This is a genomic window from Defluviimonas sp. SAOS-178_SWC (assembly GCF_039830135.1).
Taxonomy (GTDB): Bacteria; Pseudomonadota; Alphaproteobacteria; order Rhodobacterales; family Rhodobacteraceae; genus Albidovulum.
In genome coordinates, this window is sequence record NZ_CP156081.1 from 3,023,114 (window position 1) to 3,041,425 (window position 18,312).

Consider the following 18,312-nt stretch of genomic DNA (forward strand, 5'->3'; position numbering starts at 1 on the left):
GTCCGTTCGCCCCGGCCCCCGCACGTCAGCGGCCGCGCAGGGCCACGATAGCGCCCGCTGCGACAATCAGCGCCATGCCTGCCAGGGCCCGGAACGACAGGACCTCGCCCCAGAGTGCCCAGGTCCAGAATGCGCTGGCGGGCAGCGTGGCATATTCGAAGATCGCGACCCGGCTCGCCTCGGCGATCTGGTAGGCGCGCACCATCAGGCCGATCGCCACGAGCGATCCGGCCGCCTGCAACAGGGTCAGAAGAAGGAACGTCTGCGACGGCGCCACCCAGCCCCGGAGGGCGAATCCCTCGGTGCCCGCCGGCACGTCCGGCTGCCAGATCGCCAGAACGGCGAGCCCCGCCACGCCGAACGCCCCGAGCGCCGCGAAGAAGCCGAGCGTCAGCGTCGTGGTGCTTTCGCCCTCGCACCATTCCCGCGTTGCGATACTGCCAAGCGCATAGAGGACCGCCGCCGCCACGGGCAGGACGGCGGCGACACTGACACCGGCGCCGCCTTGCGGACCGAGAACCAGCACCGACCCGACGAAACCGATCCCCACGGCAAGAATGCGGAACGGCCCGATATGCCGCCCGAACGCGACGCGCGAGATCAGGAGGACGAAGATCGGCGCGGTGAAAAGGCCCGCCGCGGCCACGGCGACCGGCAGGAAGGCGAGACAACCGAAATAGAGAAGAACCGCGAAGCCTTGCAGCAAGCTCCGCGCGACGACTCCGCCCCAACGTTTCGGCCTCGGCTCGAGGCCGAGAAACGGAGCCGCCGCCGCGACGATCGCGAAGGCCATGAAAGTACGGGCCGCGTGGAACTGCCACAGACCATGCGTCACCGCGACAAGCCGCACGTAATTGTCGGTGAAACCGATGATCGCCGCATAGAGCACGATCGCGGCGCCGGCCAGAACCGTGTGATTCACGACCGCCCGAGTCGCCGTGGTTTCGCTTGCGGTATCGGGACAGGTCGCCATGTCGTCTCCCTAAGTCGGTTTCCCGGTTCCCTTCAAGCCCGGCACCGGGCAATAATCGCGCCCGTTAGCGACATGGCACACTGCCGGGGAGGACGGAATGGGCTGGATGGCGGATGAGACGGGGCTGGAGCGCAATGCGGCGAATTTCGTGCCGCTGACGCCCTTGTCGCACCTCGCCCGGGCGGCGGATATCTTTGCCGGTCACACGGCGCTGGTCTATGGAAAGACCCGCAGGACCTATACCGAATATCGCGACCGCGTCAGCCGGCTGTCGTCGGCCCTGGCCTTGCGCGGGATCAAGCCCGGCGACGTGGTCGCGACCCTTCTGCCGAATATCCCCGCCCAGGCCGAGGCGCATTTCGGCGTGCCGGCGGCGGGCGCGGTCCTCAACACGATCAACACCCGGCTCGACACCGACACGGTCGCCTACATCTTCGGGCATGGCGGGGCAAAGATCGCCCTCGTCGATACGAGCCTTCTGCCCCTCGCCGAAGCCGCGATTGCCGCGATGGAGGGGCCGGCGCCGGAGATCATCGAGGTGGCCGATGCCGAGGCTGGATTCACCCCCTCAGGCCGATACACGGAATATGAAACGCTCTTGGCGGACGGGGATCCCAAGGCGCGCTGGAAGATGCCCGAGGACGAATGGGAAAGCCTCGCGCTCAACTACACGTCCGGCACGACCGGACGGCCGAAAGGCGTCGTCTATCACCATCGCGGCGCATATCTCATGACGATGGGGACGGTGGTCAGCTGGCGGCTGGTGCTGCACCCCGTGTATCTCACCATCGTGCCGCTCTTTCACTGCAACGGCTGGTGCCATGCCTGGCTCATGCCGCTCATTGGTGGCACGGTGGTCTGCTGCCGCGACATCACCGCGAAGAACATCTATGACGCGATCGCCGACGAGGGGGTGACCCATTTCGGCGGCGCGCCCATCGTCCTGAACGCGATCATCAACGCCAAGCCCGCCGAGCGGCGCGCTTTCGACCACATCGTCGATGTGTTCACCGCCGGCGCCCCGCCGCCCGCCGCTACCCTCGCGGCGATCGAACCGCTGGGGTTCCATGTCACCCAGGTCTACGGGCTGACGGAGACATACGGCCATGTCACCGAATGCCTCTGGCGCTCCGAATGGGACGCGCGGCCGGAAGAGGAACGCGCGGCAATCAAGGCGCGCACCGGCGTTCCGATGCCGATGATGGAAGATATCACCGTGCACGACGATCAGGGGCGTCCGGTGCCGCGCGACGGCGTCACGGTCGGCGAAATCGCTATCCGTGGCAATTCGGTGATGAAGGGCTACTACCGCAACCCCGAAGCCACGGCCGAGGCGTTCAGGGGCGGATTCTTCCATTCCGGCGACATCGCCTATCAGCATGACGACGGTTACATCAAGATCACCGACCGGGCGAAGGACATCATCATCTCGGGCGGCGAGAATGTCTCCTCGGTCGAGGTCGAGGGGGCGTTGATGCACCATCCGGCGGTCTCGCTCTGCGCCGTGGTCGCCAAGCCTGACGAGAAATGGGGCGAGGTGCCTTGCGCCTTTGTCGAACTGAAAGACGGCGCGGAGGCCGGTGAGGCCGAACTCATCGCCTTCGTCCGTGCCCGGCTCGCCGGGTTCAAGACGCCGAAGAAGGTGGTGTTCTGCGACCTGCCCAAGACCTCGACCGGCAAGATCCAGAAGTTCGAGCTGCGGGCGCTGGCAAAGACGTTGTAAGGATCGGGCACCGGACGGAGCCATCTCTCCCGGGGCCCGGGAGGCCGATCCCGGTCGCGCCCGCCCAAATGGCGGTTTGACACGACCCTACGCACGGTCCCGGCGAGGGGCGCGCCATACCCCGATTGTCCGCCCCTCCCCGATCCGCTATCCTCATTCCAACGAGAGGCAGCGAGCAGGCCCGCCCGCCGATGACGGCGCTTCAGGAATATCAGCGGCTGGAATGCACCGGCCTGTGGCGCGACCGTCCCGACGGTCAGCGCCGCGAGGTGATCGTCTCCTTCGGCGAAGCGACGCTGGTGATTTCCGAGATGCGGTCGGAGCGTGCGCTGACCCATTGGTCGCTTCCCGCCGTCGTCCGCCTCAATCCCGGCGAGCTTCCGGCGCGGTTCTCGCCTGATCCCGACGGCGACGAGGAACTGGAACTCGACGACGAGGCGATGATCGCCGCGGTATCCAAGGTCCACACGCTGATCGAGGCCCGGCGGCCGCATCCGGGACGCCTTCGCACCGCGCTTCTCGGTTCTGCTCTGGCGGGCGTGTGCGCGGCTCTCCTCTTCTGGGTGCCGAACGCGCTCGTCACCCACACCGCCGCGGCACTCCCCTTCGCCAAGCGGCAGGCGATTGGCCGCGCGGCCCTTGCCGACCTTACGCGCCTGACGGGCCAACCCTGCGCCGCCTCCGAAGGGCAGGACGCGCTTGGCCGCTTGCATGACCGCCTTCTCGGACCGGCGGGCGAGATTTTTGTGCTGCCGGAGGGCCTGAAACGGTCCGCCGTCCTTCCCGGTGGCATCGTGCTTCTGTCCCGCGCGCTCGTGGAGGATCAGGACACGCCCGAGGTCGCGGCCGGCGAGGTTCTGGCCGCCGACCTTCGCCGCGTCGCCCAGGACCCGATGGTCGCCATTCTCCGCCATGCGGGTATCCGGGCGACCTTTCGGCTCCTGACGACGGGCGATCTTCCGAACGGATCCGTCGACGGCTACGGCGAAGAGTTGCTCTCGGCCAATGTCGAACCGGCCACTGAAAAGGCCCTGCTGGACCGCTTTCGCGCGGCGGGCGTCGCGTCCGGCCCCTATGCCTATTTTCTCGACCCGACTGGCGAAAGCGTGCTTGCCCTTATCGAGGCGGACCCGTTCCGGGCTGTCTCGTCAAATCGACCTGTCATGAGCGACGCCGACTGGGTGTCGCTTCAGGGAATCTGCCGAGGCTAGGCCCCCGCGTTTCAAGCATCCGGTTCGTCAGGTCTCGCCGAAGCAGGGACGGGGTTCAACCCCGCGCGAAGGCGTCGCGATAGCCGTTCCGCCGCGCAACGGCGAGCGCCGACTGGAGGTCCGCTGCCGTCGCGAAGGGGCCGGCGAGGACGGCCTTGATCGGCTTGCCGCCCTTGCGCGACATGGAGCTTGCCACGGGCAGGCCAAGCGCCTTGAGCCGGGCGATCGCGCGCGCTGCGTTGGCCGGATCGGCGTAGACGCCGACCTGAACGTATCCGCCCGCACCGGCCGGAACCGGCCGTTTCGTCGACATCGCCGGTGCCGCGACCGAATTGGCAATCGGGCCATTGCTCCAGATCACGCGGTGGTTCCCCTGATCGGCCCGCAGCGCCCGCCGGACCTCCGCCGGGTCGGGCGACCCCTCGGCCACCAGGAGACCCGGCATTCCGAGACCGTTGAGATAGGCGACAGGGGCCTCCGTGCCAGCGCCGCCGCAGCGTGTCACGCGGCGGCCGTCGCTGAGCAGGTAGCGCTGCGCTTGGTCGATGTTTGACAGACAGTAGGTCGCGGCCTTGCCGACCGGGCGGACATGCACGAGACGAACCGACGGCCCCGCCCCGCGCGTCGGTGCGGGCGCCACCTGCGCCTTGGCTGCGGGCACGACCGCCGCAGGTGTGGGGGCCGGGATCAGTGCCGGTGCGGCCGCTACCGCCTCGGGTGTGGGCGCGTCAGGTGCAGGCGCCGGAGCGGGTGTCGTGCTTTCCGGGGCCGGGTTCTTCAACGCTTCGACGCCGTCGAGCAGACCGGGCGGGAAGGTCGGCTCGTAACCGCAGACAAGCTTGCGGTCGCGGCTGACGCGCGGCACCCAGGTCGTCTGGCTGCCGACGCCGGCACGGATGAAGACGCAACCGGCGCTGTCCACATACTGATTGCCCGTAAATGCGGCAGGCGGAAGCTCCTTCGGTCCGTTCACCTGCGACAGCGGCTGCGCCCCGACCGGAATCCCCGACATCACGGCCGCCAGACACGCGGCCGAAACCACCTTCAATACCTGCATTGTCCGCCTCGGTTATAATTTCCGGGCAGAATGCCAAAGGCCGAGTCGTGAGTAAAGGGAAAATGGCCTATTTAGTGCCGAACATCCGGTCGCCCGCATCCCCTAGGCCGGGCACAATATATCCATGCTCATTCAGCTTCTCGTCCACAGCGGCTGTGACGATCGGCACGTCGGGATGGGCTTCCTTCATCCGCGCAACACCCTCGGGCGCGGCGAGAAGGCACATGAAGCGAATGTTCCTAGCCCCTGATTTCTTTAATAATTCTACCGCCGCAGCCGACGAATTCCCGGTGGCGAGCATCGGGTCGAGCGCGATGACCAGCCGGTTTTCAAGCTCGGACGGGACCTTGTAGTAATACTGAACCGGCTGAAGCGTCTTTTCGTCCCGGTACAGCCCCACAAACCCCACACGGGCGGCGGGGATCAGCTCAAGCACCCCGTCCAGAAGCCCATTCCCAGCCCGTAGGATCGAAATCAACGCCAGTTTCTTGCCGTCGATCACCGGCGCGTCCATCGGACAAAGCGGCGTCTCGATATGTTTGGTCGTCATCTCCATTTCGCGCGTGATCTCATAGGCCAGAAGCTGGCTGATCTCACGCAGGAGGCGGCGGAAGGAATTGGTCGACGTGTCCTTTTCGCGCATCAGCGTCAGCTTGTGCTGGACCAAGGGGTGACGGACGACGGTCAGATGCTCAAGCATCGGCTTTCTCCAGTTTCTTCAGTATCTTGTCGCGCGTTCCTTCATCACAGAACGCGGCCTTGGCAGAGGTTCGGGCGATCTCGTCGAAGACGCCGTCATCCCATTCGAAGGCATCGGCGAGCATTTGGTATTCGCGGGCCATCGTGGTGTGAAAGAAGGGCGGATCGTCGGTCGAAACCGTCACCTTCACGCCCCGTTCGCGCAAGGCGTGGATCGGGTGGGCGCGGAAATCCGCGTAAAGCCCAAGCGCGACGTTGGACCCGGGGCAGACCTCGAGAATGATCCCCTTTTCGGCGATCTCGTCGACCAGGGCGAGGTCCTCGATCGCGCGCACGCCATGCCCGATCCGTTCGACCCCGAGGTCACGGATGGCATCGCGGACGCTCTCCGGCCCGCCCCATTCCCCGGCATGACAGGTCAGGCGCAGACCGGCTTCACGCGCCGCATCAAAGGACCATGCGAAATCCTTGTTTTTTAATGTTTTTTCATCGCCGGCGAGGCCGAACCCCACGATCCAGTCGCCCGCCGTCTCGGCGGCGCAAAGCGCCACCTCCTTCGCCTTTTCCGGTCCGAAATGCCGGATCGGCGTGACGATCCCGCGCAGGGTAATCCCGTCGCGGCGCTCCGCCAGTTCGGCCGCCTCGCGGATCGCGTGCAGGTATTCCCGCCAGGCACCAAGATCGCGGCCGCCACAGAAATCGGGACTGATGAAGGTTTCCGAATAGATAACGCCGGACGCGGCGCTTTCCTCGAGCACGGCGAGAGTCAGGCGGCGATAGTCCTCCGGCGTGCTAAGCGTCTCGGTGGCGGCCTCGTACACCTTCAGGAAATCCCAGAAGTCACCGTAGGCGTAATCGCCCCGCTCATCGAAGATCCCCGAAATGTCCATCTTCTTTTCGGCGGCCAGCCCCCGGATGAACGCGGGCGGAGCCGCACCTTCGAGGTGGAGGTGAAGCTCGACCTTGGGAAGGATCACAGGAAGGATCTCCCCGTGCCGCGCGGTGCGACGCCGAGATGGGTCGCGACGGAGGCGCCGACATCGACGAACGCCACCTGCCCCGCCGCGCGCGCTCCGGCCCCCCAGCCGACGACCGGCACACGTTCGCGCGTATGGTCCGTACCCGGCCAGGTCGGATCATTGCCATGATCGGCCGTGAAAAGCGCGAGGTCGCCGGGCCGGAGCGCCGCGAGAAACTCACCCACCCGGCCATCAAACCATTCCAGCGCCCGCGCATAACCCGAGACGTCGCGACGATGGCCGAAGAGCGTATCGAACTCGACGAAGTTCGCGAAGGTCAGCGACCCCGGCTCGGCATGCTCCGCCGCGGCCATCAGGTGGTCGAAGAGAACCGCATCGGTCCCTTTCTTCACGTCGTCGATCCCGCGCATCGAGAAGATATCGCCGATTTTGCCGATCGCGTGAACCTTGCGCCCGGCCTCGTGCAGCCAGTCGAGCAATGTCGGCGCGGGGGGGGCGATGGCGTAGTCGTGGCGGTTCGCGGTTCGCCTGAAATTCCCGCAATCGCCGACGAACGGGCGCGCGATGACCCGGCCGACCCGCATCGCATGGAGCCTCGGCGCGATGTCCTGGCAAAGCTTCAGGAGCCGGTCGAGCCCGAACGTCTCCTCATGCGCCGCGATCTGGAATACGCTATCGACGGACGTGTAGCAAATCGGCCAGCCGGTCCGCATGTGCTCGACGCAATGTTCCTCGATGATCGGCACGCCCGACGCGTGGCAGTTGCCGAGCGTCCCGCCCGTGCCGGCGAGGCGCGCCACCTCGTCCATCAGGTCCTGCGGAAAAGCCCGCTGCGTGTCCGGAAAATAGTGCCAGTCCCAGGGCACGGGCACGCCGGAAAGTTCCCAGTGGCCCGAAGGCGTGTCCTTGCCTTTCGAGATCTCCGTCGCGGCGCCCCAAAGCCCCTGCGGCACCGCGTCGAACCCCGGCACAGCCGCTCCGGAGGCGAGCCGCACCGCCGCGCCGAGGCCAAGCGCGTCGAGATTGGGCATCGTCAGCGGCCCCGAACGTCCGTCCTCCGCCTCACCGGCCGCGCAGGCTTCGGCGATATGGCCGAGCGTGTTGGCCCCGGTATCGGGAAGATTGCCATTGAAGAACGCCCCGGCATCGGGGGCGCCGCCGGCGCCGGCGCTGTCCATGACGACGAGGAACGCGCGTGCCATCACCCGATCCTCTTGTGAATCAGCGGCGGTTCTTCCGGCTCCTCCTCGCCGATGTGAATGGCGGCGGCGACGGCGGCGATGGCGCGCTCCGCCTCCGCCTCGGATGACGCATGGATCCGGGCGATGGTCTCTCCGCGCTCGACCGGCTCGCCGAGTGGCATCAATTCCGACAACCCGACCGAGGGATTGATCTTGTCGCCGCCCTTCAGGCGCCCTCCGCCCAGGTGCACGACAGCATGGCCAAGCGCCTCTCCGTCGATGGTGGCGATGTAGCCCGAGGTATCGGCCAGAACGTCGCGGACGACACGTGCGGCCGGCAGGCGGTCAGGATAGCGTTCCACGAAGTCGCCCGGCCCGCCAAGCGCGGCGACCATGCGCCCGAAGGTTTCAGCCGCGCGGCCCGACTCCAGCGCTTCCTCGATCTGATCGGCCCCCTCGCCCGCATCTTCGGCGAGCCCGCCAAGCGCCAGCGCCTCTCCCCCCAAGGCCACGGTCACGTCCCAGAGCGCCTGGTTGACCGCGACGCCCGTCAGCGTCTCCATCACTTCGAGGACTTCGAGCGCATTGCCCGCCGACGACGCGAGCGGCTGGTCCATGTCGGTGATCAGGGCGGCAGTCATACAGCCCGCGCCCCGGGCCGTCCCGACCAGAGAGGAGGCCAGCGCCTCGGCATCCGCCATCGTCTTCATGAACGCGCCGGAGCCGACCTTGACGTCGAGGATCAGGGCTTCGAGCCCGGCGGCGAGCTTTTTCGACAGGATCGAGGCGGTGATGAGGTCGATACTCTCCACCGTGCCTGTCACGTCGCGGATCGCGTAGAGCCGCCGGTCGGCGGGCGCGATATTCTCCGACGCCCCGACGATGGCGCAGCCCACATCCGCCACCAGCCGGCGCAGGTCCTCGACCGACACGTCGCAGCGATACCCCGGAATCGCTTCGAGCTTGTCGAGCGTGCCGCCGGTATGGCCAAGGCCCCGGCCCGAGATCATCGGCACATAGGCGCCGCAGGCGGCAAGCGCCGGGGCGAGCAGGAGGGAGGTGCAATCGCCGATGCCGCCGGTCGAATGCTTGTCAATCACCGGGCCCGGCAGTTCCCATTCCAGAACCCGGCCGCTGTCCCGCATCGCCCGGGTCAATGCGACACGGCCATCCTCGCCGAGGCCGTTCAGAAGCACAGCCATCGCGAAAGCCCCGGCCTGCGCGTCGGTCACGTCACCGGAAGCGAGCCCGTCCGCGAACCATGTCGCGGCGTCGGGGGACAAGCCCTTGCGGTCACGGACCCCGGCGATGATCGTGCGGGCGTCCATGTCAGGTTCGGTCCATATGGGCGACCTCGAAGCGACCGGGCAGCAGGTCGCCGACCGTCGTCTCCATCGTCTTGCCTTCGGTCGTGGCGAGCGTCACCGGCACGTCGTGCCGGCCGAACTCGGCCAGTTTCTGACGGCAGCCGCCACAGGGTGGCACCGGCGCGGGGCTGTCGGCGATCACCGCGACCTCGGTGATCTCGGTCTCTCCCGCCGCGACCATCGCGGCGATCGCGCCGGCCTCCGCGCAGGTGCCTTCGGGATAGGCGACATTCTCGACATTGCAGCCGGCATAGATCGCGCCCGACCGGCCGCGCACGGCGGCGCCAACCTTGAAATGGGAGTAAGGGGCATAGGCGTTTTCGCGCACCTCGCGCGCAGCGTCGATGAGCGACATCTCACTCTCCTTGTCTGGCCCAGAGACTGCGTCCGCGGACGCGAGGATGCAAGCTTAACCGGCGATTTCCGTGGCGAAAGCTCCCGGCAGGGAAACTTCCAGAATCTCGACATCGGCGCTCGGACCGGCCCAGCGGGTGCGCATTCCCGGCGGGATGACGAAGGCGTCACCGGGGGTCAGGCGGAAGGGGTCCTTGCCCTCGCCTTCAAGCGTGACCGCGCCTTCCATGACGAAACCGAACAATATGTCGGCGTCGTGGACTGTCCAGGCCGGCTCTCCTTGCCCTTTCCGAACAACCTGGACACTGGCGACGCCCCTAGTGTTGCGGTTGATCGTGGTGTCGCGGCTGACATAACCCGGCAGCCGGAACGGTGCCCAGTCGGCACCGGCCGCGACATTGTAAACGAAGCGCTGCCCCTGCCATTCACGGTCCGGGCGCAGATGCGGGGTGGGCAGCTTCATCTCATGGTCGATCTCGGTGATATGCTCGGCGGGCACGCCGATCTCGATCACCTCGATCCCGTCCGAGGCTTCCAGAACGCGGTGACGAATCTCGGGCGGCTGGATGAAGCAATCCCCGGCGGTCAGCCGGATCGGCGGGCCCTGATCCTCGTAGACCACGTCGACCCAACCCTTGTAGCAAAAGATCAGCTGGAACCCGACCTTGTGGAAATGCACCATGTCGGGCACCGGACCGCCATCCGGGATGCGGATATGGCTGGCGATGATCGAACCGCCGAGCCGCGAAGGGATGAGGTCGCGGTACTGCATCCCCGCCCGCCCGATCACCCAGGGCGCCTGATCGGCAAGGCGGCGGACGACGAAGGCATGTTCGGTCGGCGGCAGAACGAGCGGCGGGTTCAGCGCATCGACAAACACCCGCGTCCCGCCGGGAGAGACGAGATCGCGCGCACCATCGGCGAAGCCGTCGGGGTCGTCTGTCCGGATGTTCAGGGTCGCAGGGTTGCCCTCTTCCTCCGCGTCGAGCCGGACGCGCAGCCCGTGACCGGAAAACACGGCCACCGCCGGATTGTCGGCCGGATAGATCATGTCGAGACGCATACGGAGCACGTTGGTGAAGAACGACAGGTCCTTTCGCAGACTCGCGGTCGGCAGAACGATCTCGGCGCGAATTTCAGACATTTCCCGCTCCTCCCATGCTATGGCAGACTGGGAGGCGGCGCGTCGAATTGCAAGACGTTGCCGACCGCCGCCAAAAGGGCTATCGAAGTCAAAGAGGGTAGTTTAATACTAAACGACATTTTCGGGGGAGGAGCGAACATGGACGAGACACGGCAGGAAAACACCCGCCAGGCGGCGCTCGACTATCACGAGTTCCCGAAGCCCGGAAAGCTTGAGATCCGCGCGACGAAGCCGATGGCCAACGGCCGCGATCTTTCCCGCGCCTATTCGCCCGGCGTCGCCGAGGCCTGTCTTGAGATCAAGTCGGACGCGGCCACCGCCAGCCGCTACACCGCCAAGGGCAACCTCGTCGCCGTCGTCACCAACGGCACCGCCGTTCTCGGGCTCGGCAATATCGGCGCGCTGGCGTCAAAGCCGGTGATGGAGGGCAAGGCGGTTCTCTTCAAGAAATTCGCCTCGATCGACTGTTTCGACATCGAGCTGAACGAACCCGATCCCGAGAAGCTCGCCGACATCGTCTGCGCGCTGGAGCCGACCTTCGGCGCGATAAACCTTGAAGACATCAAGGCGCCGGACTGTTTCATCGTCGAGAAGCTTTGCCGCGAGCGGATGAACATCCCGGTTTTCCACGACGACCAGCACGGCACCGCCATCGTCGTCGGCGCGGCGGCGACCAACGCGCTCCACGTCGCGGGGAAATCCTTCGACACGATCAAGGTCGTCTCGACCGGCGGCGGCGCGGCGGGGATCGCCTGCCTCGACATGCTCCTGAAGCTTGGCGTGCGGCGCGAGAATGTCTGGCTCTGTGACCTCGAAGGCCTCATCTACGAGGGCCGCGAGGCACAGATGACCCCGCAGAAGGCCGCCTATGCGCAAGGCACGACGCAAGCGACGCTCGACGAGGTGATCGAAGGCGCCGACCTGTTCCTCGGCCTCTCCGGCCCCGGCGTGTTGACGGCTGCGATGGTCAAGAAGATGGCCGCGCGCCCCATCGTCTTCGCGCTCGCCAATCCGATGCCGGAGATCCTGCCGGACGAGGTGCGATCCGTCGCCCCGGACGCGATCATCGCCACTGGCCGGTCGGATTTCCCGAACCAGGTCAACAACGTCCTCTGCTTCCCGTTCATCTTCCGCGGTGCCCTCGACGTCGGCGCGACGACGATCAACGACGAGATGCAGCTCGCCTGCATCGACGGGATCGCCGCTCTCGCCCGCGCCACGACCTCGGCGGAGGCCGCCGCGGCCTATCAGGGCGAAACCCTGACCTTCGGCGCCGATTACCTGATCCCGAAGCCCTTCGACCCGCGCCTGATCGGCACCGTCGCCTCCGCCGTCGCCAAGGCGGCGATGGCCACCGGCGTCGCCGCGCGCCCGATCGAGGACATGGACGCCTACAAGCGCAAGCTCGACGGCTCCGTCTTCCGTTCCGCGCTTCTGATGCGGCCGGTCTTCGAGGCCGCCCGCACCGCCCAGCGCAAGATCATCTTCGCCGAGGGCGAGGACGAACGGGTGCTGCGCGCCGCCAACGCGATACTGGAAGAGATGACCGACAGCCCGATCCTGATCGGCAGACCCGAGGTGATCGAGCGGCGCTGCGACCGCGCCGGCCTGCCGATCCGCCCTGGCCGCGATTTCGAGGTCGTGAACCCTGAAAACGACCCGCGCTACCGCGACTACTGGGGCAGCTACCACGAGCTGATGGCGCGGCAGGGCGTGACGCCCGATCTCGCCCGCGCGATCCTCAGGACGAACACCACCGCGATTGCCGCCATCGCCGTCCATCGTGGCGACGCCGACAGCATGATCTGCGGCACGTTCGGGCAGTATCTCTGGCACCTCAACTACATCCAGCAGATTCTCGCCCGCGACGGGCTGACGCCGCATGGCGCGCTCTCGCTGATGATTCAGGAGGACGGCCCCCTCTTTATCGCCGACACCCATGTCAATGCCGTGCCGACGCCCGAGCAGATCGCCACCACGATCTGCGGTGCCGCCCGGCACGCGCGGCGCTTCGGCATCCAGCCCAAGGTGGCGCTCTGCTCGCATTCGAACTTTGGCAGCCTCAACTCCGATTCGGGCCAGCGCATGCGCGCGGCGATGGAGATCCTCGACGCCAAGGGCGTTGACTTTGCCTACGAGGGCGAGATGTCGGCCGACGTCGCGCTCGACCCCGACCTGCGTGCCCGGGTCTTCCCCGGCAGCCGGATCGAGGGCGCGGCCAATATCCTCGTCTTCGCCTATACCGACGCGGCCAATACGGCGCGAAACATGCTGAAGATGAAGGCAAACGGGCTCGAGGTCGGGCCGATCCTGATGGGGATGGGCAACCGGGCCCATATCGTTACCCCGTCGATCACGGCGCGCGGGTTGCTGAACGTGACGGCCATCGCCGGCACACCGGTGTCGCTATACAGTTGACCGGCGGACCGAATCAGATTTCCGGAATTTACAATCCGCCCGACGGAGGGTTTGCAAACTTTCGCCGGCTTCGCGCATTATTCTGACGTTGGGGCAAGTTTGCAAAAATTTGCGGGCGACGCCTGGCCAATTCTGCAAATGAATCCCCCGCCACGCCGCTTGTGATCGGTAACAGCGTTGCGCGCGCGACTGCGGGTCGCGTAACTATCCGCAGGCTTTGGAGGAGGCGTCGACGATGGGATATTCCGAGATCTATTCCGCCTGGAAGGCTGACCCGGAAACATTCTGGATGCGGGCAGCCGAGGCGATCGACTGGGTGACACCGCCGAGCAAGGCGCTCTTCGCCGAACATGCGCCGATCTACGAATGGTACTCCGATGCCCGGGTCAACACCTGCTGGAACGCGGTCGACCGCCATGTGGAGGCCGGGCGCGGCAACCAGCTGGCGATCATCCACGACAGTCCGATCACGCATTCGACCAAGGGCATCACCTATGCTGAACTCCGCGACCGGGTGGCCAGCCTCGCCGGCGCACTCCGCGCCAAAGGGATCGAGAAGGGCGACCGCGTCATCATCTACATGCCGATGGTTCCCGAGGCGCTGGAAGCGATGCTGGCCTGCGCCCGGCTGGGCGCCATCCATTCGGTCGTGTTCGGTGGTTTCGCCGCGAACGAACTCGCCGTCCGGATCGACGATGCGAAACCGAAGGCCATCATTGCCGCGTCCTGCGGTCTCGAACCGGGGCGCACGGTGCATTACAAGCCCCTCCTCGACGCCGCCATCGACCAGGCGACGCACAAGCCCGACTTCACCGTGATCTTCCAGCGCGAGCAGGAGGTGGCGAAGCTGATCGAAGGCCGCGATTTCAACTGGCACGGCTTCCAGTACGGCGTCGAGCCTGCCGAATGCGTCCCGGTCGAGGGCAACCATCCAGTCTATATCCTCTATACGTCCGGCACGACCGGACAGCCGAAGGGCGTCGTGCGGCCGACCGCCGGGCACCTCGTCGCGCTGAACTGGACGATGAAGAACCTCTACAACGTCGAGGCCGGCGACGTCTTCTGGGCGGCTTCGGATGTCGGCTGGGTCGTCGGCCACAGCTACATCTGCTACGGCCCCCTGATCGCCGGCTGCACCACGATCGTGTTCGAGGGCAAGCCGGTCGGCACGCCCGACGCGGGCACCTTCTGGCGGGTGATCCAGAACCACAGGGTGAAGTCGTTCTTCACCGCGCCGACCGCGCTGCGCGCGATCAAGCGCGAAGACCCGAACGGAGAACTTATCAAGGACTACAACCTGCGCAACCTTCAGGCGCTTTACCTTGCGGGCGAACGCGCAGACCCCGACACGATCAAATGGGCCCAGCGCCACCTGCGCATGCCGGTGATCGACCACTGGTGGCAGACCGAGACCGGCTGGGCCATCGCCGGCAATCCGCTCGGGATCGAGGAGCTTCCGGTCAAGATCGGCTCCCCCTCGGTCGCCATGCCCGGCTACGACGTGCAGGTGCTCGATGAGGGCGGCCATCCGCTGAAGCCCGGTGAGCTTGGCGCCATCGCCGTGAAACTGCCCCTTCCCCCGGGCACGCTGCCGACGCTCTGGAATGCCGAGGAACGGTTCAGGAAGTCCTACCTCAACCACTTCCCCGGCTATTACGAGACGGGCGACGCGGGCTATATCGACGAGGATGGATACCTCTACATCATGGCCCGGACCGACGACGTCATCAACGTCGCCGGCCACCGGCTTTCGACCGGCGCCATGGAAGAGGTGCTGGCATCCCACGACGACGTCGCCGAATGCGCGGTGATCGGCGTCGCGGATCAGCTCAAGGGTCAGATGCCCGTGGGCTTCCTCTGCCTCAACAAGGGGTCGAACCGGCCGCATGAAGAGGTGGTGAAGGAGTGCGTGAAGCTGGTGCGCGACCAGATCGGTCCCGTCGCTGCCTTCAAGCTCGCCTGCGTGGTGGACCGGCTGCCCAAGACACGCTCGGGCAAGATCCTGCGCGGCACGATGGTCAAGATCGCCGATGGCGAAAGCTACAAGATGCCCGCGACGATCGACGACCCGGCAATCCTCGACGAAATCGCGGTCGCGCTGCGCGGTATCGGCTATCCGGCTGGATAGCAGAACGAAACAATCCTTGCCCCCGCTGCGGATATTTGCCGCAGCGAACCGGAACTTGACCATTCAGACAGGTTGGCGGAAGACAGAACCTCGCGTACAAGCAGAGTATCATGCAACTAAAACTTGTATTCAAAGGTTTATCGAGTTTCGTTCGCCCCCTGGAGTTCCATCTTGGACGACGGTGAACCACGCGCGTCCGGCCGATCTCGGCGCGAGGTCGAAACGGGCAAGATGACTCTTCTGGGCCACGACCTGAGGGCCGCCGTTTCCGATATCATCGGGGGCCTCCGGCTGATCGACCAGGACGGGTTCGACGACGCGACGCGGCTGCAGCTGGAACGGATCCGCGCCTCGGGCGAAATCCTCGCGCGGCTTCTCGAACAGGGCCTGGCGATGATGCTCGGAGAAGACGATTTCGCCGCGACGCACCCCGCCAACCTGCAAATGGCGCGGTTCCTTTACGATATCGAGATGCGCTGGTCGGGGCGCGCCAGCGAGAAGGGGCTGGACTTCAAGGTCTCCCGCTCCGGCGACGTGCCGCAAGTCTTGACACTCGACCGCATCGCGTTGGAACGGATCCTCTCCAACATCCTCTCCAACGCCGTCAAGTACACCGATGAAGGCACTGTTGGCCTCGACATCTGCATGGCCGACACCGGCGCGCTCAGGATCACCGTCGTCGACCAGGGCCCCGGCTTTTCGGCCGATGCTCTGACCCGGCTCTTCGAGTTCAAGGGACGCCCTGACGGCACCGGAAAGCCCGGACAGGGGCTCGGGATGCATATCACCAAGAGCATGGCCGGACGCCTCGGCGGCACGATCAGCGTGGAGAACCTGCCGACTCGCGGGGCGCGCGTGACGCTCGACCTGCCGCCCGATACCTGGACGATTGCAGCGTCGGAACCGATCGTGGAATTGCCGGACCTGAGCCGGACTAAGGTTCTCGTGGCCGAGGACAACGCGACCAACCAGACCATCATCGGACACATGCTCGCCAAGATGGGCGCGCAGTACGAGATCGCCGAAGACGGGGTCGAGGCGCTGCACTGGCTCGAACGCGAGAATTTCGACCTCGCCCTCATCGATATCGAGATGCCGCGGCTGAGCGGGATCGACGTGATCCGCGCCCTGCGCGCCAACGACCGGCTGCATTCGCACATGCCGATCATCGCGATCACCGCCTATGTGCTGCGCGCCAACCGCGATGCGATCTACGCCGCCGGGGCCGATGCGATCCTCGCCAAACCGCTGGCGGGGCTCGAAACCTTCGGCATGGCCATCACCAACGTCCTCAACCGGGTAAACCGGCCCGAGGAAGACCAGACCGTCCAGGCCGACGAGATGGCGGAGTTCGACCGCGCCAGCTTCGACCGGTTGATCGACATCGCCGGGCCGGTGGCATCGCGCGAACTGCTGGAGCGTCTTTGCAACGATCTGCGCAAAACGGAACGCGGCCTCGTTGCCGGACTGGCAGACAACGACATCGCCGCCATCCGGGCCGAGACCCACGTGCTCATCGCGCTTGCCGGGGCGGTCGGCGCGGCGCGGCTTCAGGCGCTGGCACAGACCTTGAATGTCGCCGCCCACCGGCGCGAACGCGGCGATCTCTCGCAACTCGGCCGCGATGCGCTGGCGCAGCTCGACCGGCTCATCCATTTCGTCAATCAGGAACGCGCGCGTCGGGGCGAGGCCGCATGACCGGCCGACCGCTTCTGCTGGTCGAGGACACGCCATCCCTCCAACTCGTCTATGAATCCGTGCTTCGTTCCGCCGGCCACGAGGTGCAGAGCGCAGACGATGCCGCCTCGGGTCTCGCCGCGTTCAAGACACTTCAGCCGCCGGTCGTCCTTCTCGACTTGATGCTGCCCGACCGCGACGGGCTCGACCTCATGCGCGAGTTCCTGACGATCAAGCCGGACACCCATGTCATCGTGATCACGGCCAACGGCTCCATCAACAAGGCCGTCGCGGCGATGCGCGCCGGGGCGCATGAGTTCCTCGTCAAGCCCTTCGACGAGCAGCGCTTTCTCAATGCGATCGACAACGCTTTGGCGGGAACCACCGACAATGGCCCGGCATCGGCGAACGGCAAGGCGGCCACCGCCCCAGGCGATTTCATCGGTGAGTCCGAGCCGATGCGGCAGGTCTATGCGAAGATCGGCTCCGTCGCGCGCTCGATGGCCACGGTCTTCATCACCGGCGAGAGCGGCACCGGCAAGGAGTTGTGCGCGCAGGCCGTCCATGACTTGTCGAACCGCGCCCGGGGTCCATTCGTCCCGCTCAATTGCGGCGCCATCCCCTCCGAGTTGCTGGAATCCGAGGTGTTCGGCCATGTGAAGGGATCCTTCACCGGCGCGATTTCCGACAAGCCCGGCGCCGCCGCCGCCGCCGATGGCGGCACGCTGTTCCTCGACGAGATCTGCGAGCTGGATCTCAACCTCCAGACCAAGCTCCTGCGATTCCTCCAGACCTCGACGATCCAGCCGGTAGGCGCCACGCGGTCGCGAAAGGTCAATGTCCGCATCATCTGCGCGACCAACCGGGACCCCTTGCAAGAGGTCCGGCGCGGCCGCTTCCGCGAAGACCTTTATTACCGGCTCCACGTCGTGCCGATCCTCATGCCGCCCCTGCGCGAACGCGGCGACGATGTCGTCGCAATTGCAGAGGCAGCGCTTGCCCGCTTCGCGTGCGAGGAAGGCCGGCAGTTCCGCGACATCGACCCGGACGTGAAGACGCTTTTTCGTGCCCTCGACTGGCCGGGCAACGTGCGTCAGCTTCTCAACGTGATGCGCCATGTCGTGGTTCTGAACGACGGGCCGACGGTCACCCGCGCCATGCTGCCGTTCGAGCTGCATCACGAACTGGAGCGGGCCGGGGATGCCGCACAGGAGAGCGCGGCGCCTCAGGTGCCGCTCGAAGGGCTCGTCGGGCGCACGCTGGCGGAAATCGAGCGCCTCGTGATCGAGGAAACCATCGCCCGGCACGGCGGATCGGTGCCGAAGGCGGCGCGGGTGCTCGACGTCTCGCCATCGACCCTCTACCGCAAGATCGAAAGCTGGAAGCAGCGTAGCTAGGCC

At 66.2% G+C, this 18,312-nt stretch carries 14 protein-coding genes; 6 read left to right on the plus strand and 8 right to left on the minus strand.

The genetic code is table 11. From position 1 onward, the window contains the following. Nucleotides 1-25: 25 nt before the first annotated feature. Nucleotides 26-973, minus strand: coding sequence for a DMT family transporter (locus V5734_RS15615; RefSeq protein WP_347310558.1), 948 nt, complete (start codon nucleotides 971-973; stop codon nucleotides 26-28). Nucleotides 974-1,070: 97 nt separating this feature from the next. On the opposite strand from V5734_RS15615, the gene V5734_RS15620 reads away from it, so the two are divergent. Both V5734_RS15620 and V5734_RS15625 read left to right on the plus strand, forming a co-directional pair. Beyond that, nucleotides 1,071-2,696, plus strand: coding sequence for an AMP-binding protein (locus tag V5734_RS15620; RefSeq protein WP_347310559.1), 1,626 nt, complete (start codon nucleotides 1,071-1,073; stop codon nucleotides 2,694-2,696). Nucleotides 2,697-2,887: 191 nt separating this feature from the next. Beyond that, nucleotides 2,888-3,907 (plus strand): hypothetical protein, encoded by a 1,020-nt coding sequence (locus V5734_RS15625; RefSeq protein WP_347310560.1) that lies wholly within the window; start codon nucleotides 2,888-2,890, stop codon nucleotides 3,905-3,907. Nucleotides 3,908-3,962: 55 nt separating this feature from the next. Here the strand turns inward: V5734_RS15625 and V5734_RS15630 are convergent, their stop codons facing one another. From V5734_RS15630 to V5734_RS15660, 7 genes are all read right to left on the minus strand, one after another. Next, complete coding sequence (locus V5734_RS15630; protein ID WP_347310561.1) at nucleotides 3,963-4,964, minus strand: SPOR domain-containing protein; 1,002 nt, start codon at nucleotides 4,962-4,964, stop codon at nucleotides 3,963-3,965. Nucleotides 4,965-5,031: 67 nt separating this feature from the next. After that, the gene (upp, locus tag V5734_RS15635) at nucleotides 5,032-5,664 is read right to left on the minus strand and encodes a uracil phosphoribosyltransferase (protein ID WP_347310562.1); all 633 of its coding nucleotides are present in this window, start codon (nucleotides 5,662-5,664) and stop codon (nucleotides 5,032-5,034) included. Next, on the minus strand, nucleotides 5,657-6,640 hold the full coding sequence (locus V5734_RS15640; RefSeq protein ID WP_347310563.1) for an adenosine deaminase: 984 nt from the start codon (nucleotides 6,638-6,640) through the stop codon (nucleotides 5,657-5,659). The genes upp and V5734_RS15640 overlap by 8 nt, the downstream gene beginning before the upstream one ends. After that, a complete protein-coding gene (locus V5734_RS15645; RefSeq protein ID WP_347310564.1) occupies nucleotides 6,637-7,845 on the minus strand; it encodes a phosphopentomutase in 1,209 nt (402 codons plus the stop codon). The genes V5734_RS15640 and V5734_RS15645 overlap by 4 nt, the downstream gene beginning before the upstream one ends. After that, on the minus strand, nucleotides 7,845-9,152 hold the full coding sequence (locus V5734_RS15650; protein ID WP_347310565.1) for a thymidine phosphorylase: 1,308 nt from the start codon (nucleotides 9,150-9,152) through the stop codon (nucleotides 7,845-7,847). Before V5734_RS15650 ends, V5734_RS15645 begins: the two co-directional genes overlap by 1 nt. A 1-nt stretch (nucleotide 9,153) precedes the next feature. Continuing rightward, the gene (locus V5734_RS15655) at nucleotides 9,154-9,546 is read right to left on the minus strand and encodes a cytidine deaminase (protein WP_347310566.1); all 393 of its coding nucleotides are present in this window, start codon (nucleotides 9,544-9,546) and stop codon (nucleotides 9,154-9,156) included. A 54-nt stretch (nucleotides 9,547-9,600) separates the two neighbouring features. Continuing rightward, nucleotides 9,601-10,689 (minus strand): cupin domain-containing protein, encoded by a 1,089-nt coding sequence (locus tag V5734_RS15660; RefSeq protein WP_347310567.1) that lies wholly within the window; start codon nucleotides 10,687-10,689, stop codon nucleotides 9,601-9,603. Between the two features lie 138 nt (nucleotides 10,690-10,827). Here V5734_RS15660 and V5734_RS15665 point away from each other — a divergent pair, with 138 nt between their 5' ends. From V5734_RS15665 to V5734_RS15680, 4 genes are all read left to right on the plus strand, one after another. Further along, the gene (locus tag V5734_RS15665) at nucleotides 10,828-13,107 is read left to right on the plus strand and encodes an NADP-dependent malic enzyme (RefSeq protein WP_347310568.1); all 2,280 of its coding nucleotides are present in this window, start codon (nucleotides 10,828-10,830) and stop codon (nucleotides 13,105-13,107) included. A 235-nt stretch (nucleotides 13,108-13,342) separates the two neighbouring features. After that, a complete protein-coding gene (gene prpE, locus V5734_RS15670; protein WP_347310569.1) occupies nucleotides 13,343-15,235 on the plus strand; it encodes a propionate-CoA ligase PrpE in 1,893 nt (630 codons plus the stop codon). A 231-nt stretch (nucleotides 15,236-15,466) separates the two neighbouring features. Continuing rightward, nucleotides 15,467-16,933 (plus strand): response regulator, encoded by a 1,467-nt coding sequence (locus V5734_RS15675; RefSeq protein ID WP_347310570.1) that lies wholly within the window; start codon nucleotides 15,467-15,469, stop codon nucleotides 16,931-16,933. Next, nucleotides 16,930-18,309: a sigma-54-dependent transcriptional regulator gene (locus V5734_RS15680; RefSeq protein WP_347310571.1), complete on the plus strand. Its 1,380-nt coding sequence runs from the start codon at nucleotides 16,930-16,932 to the stop codon at nucleotides 18,307-18,309. The genes V5734_RS15675 and V5734_RS15680 overlap by 4 nt, the downstream gene beginning before the upstream one ends. The last annotated feature ends 3 nt before the right edge of the window (nucleotides 18,310-18,312 follow it).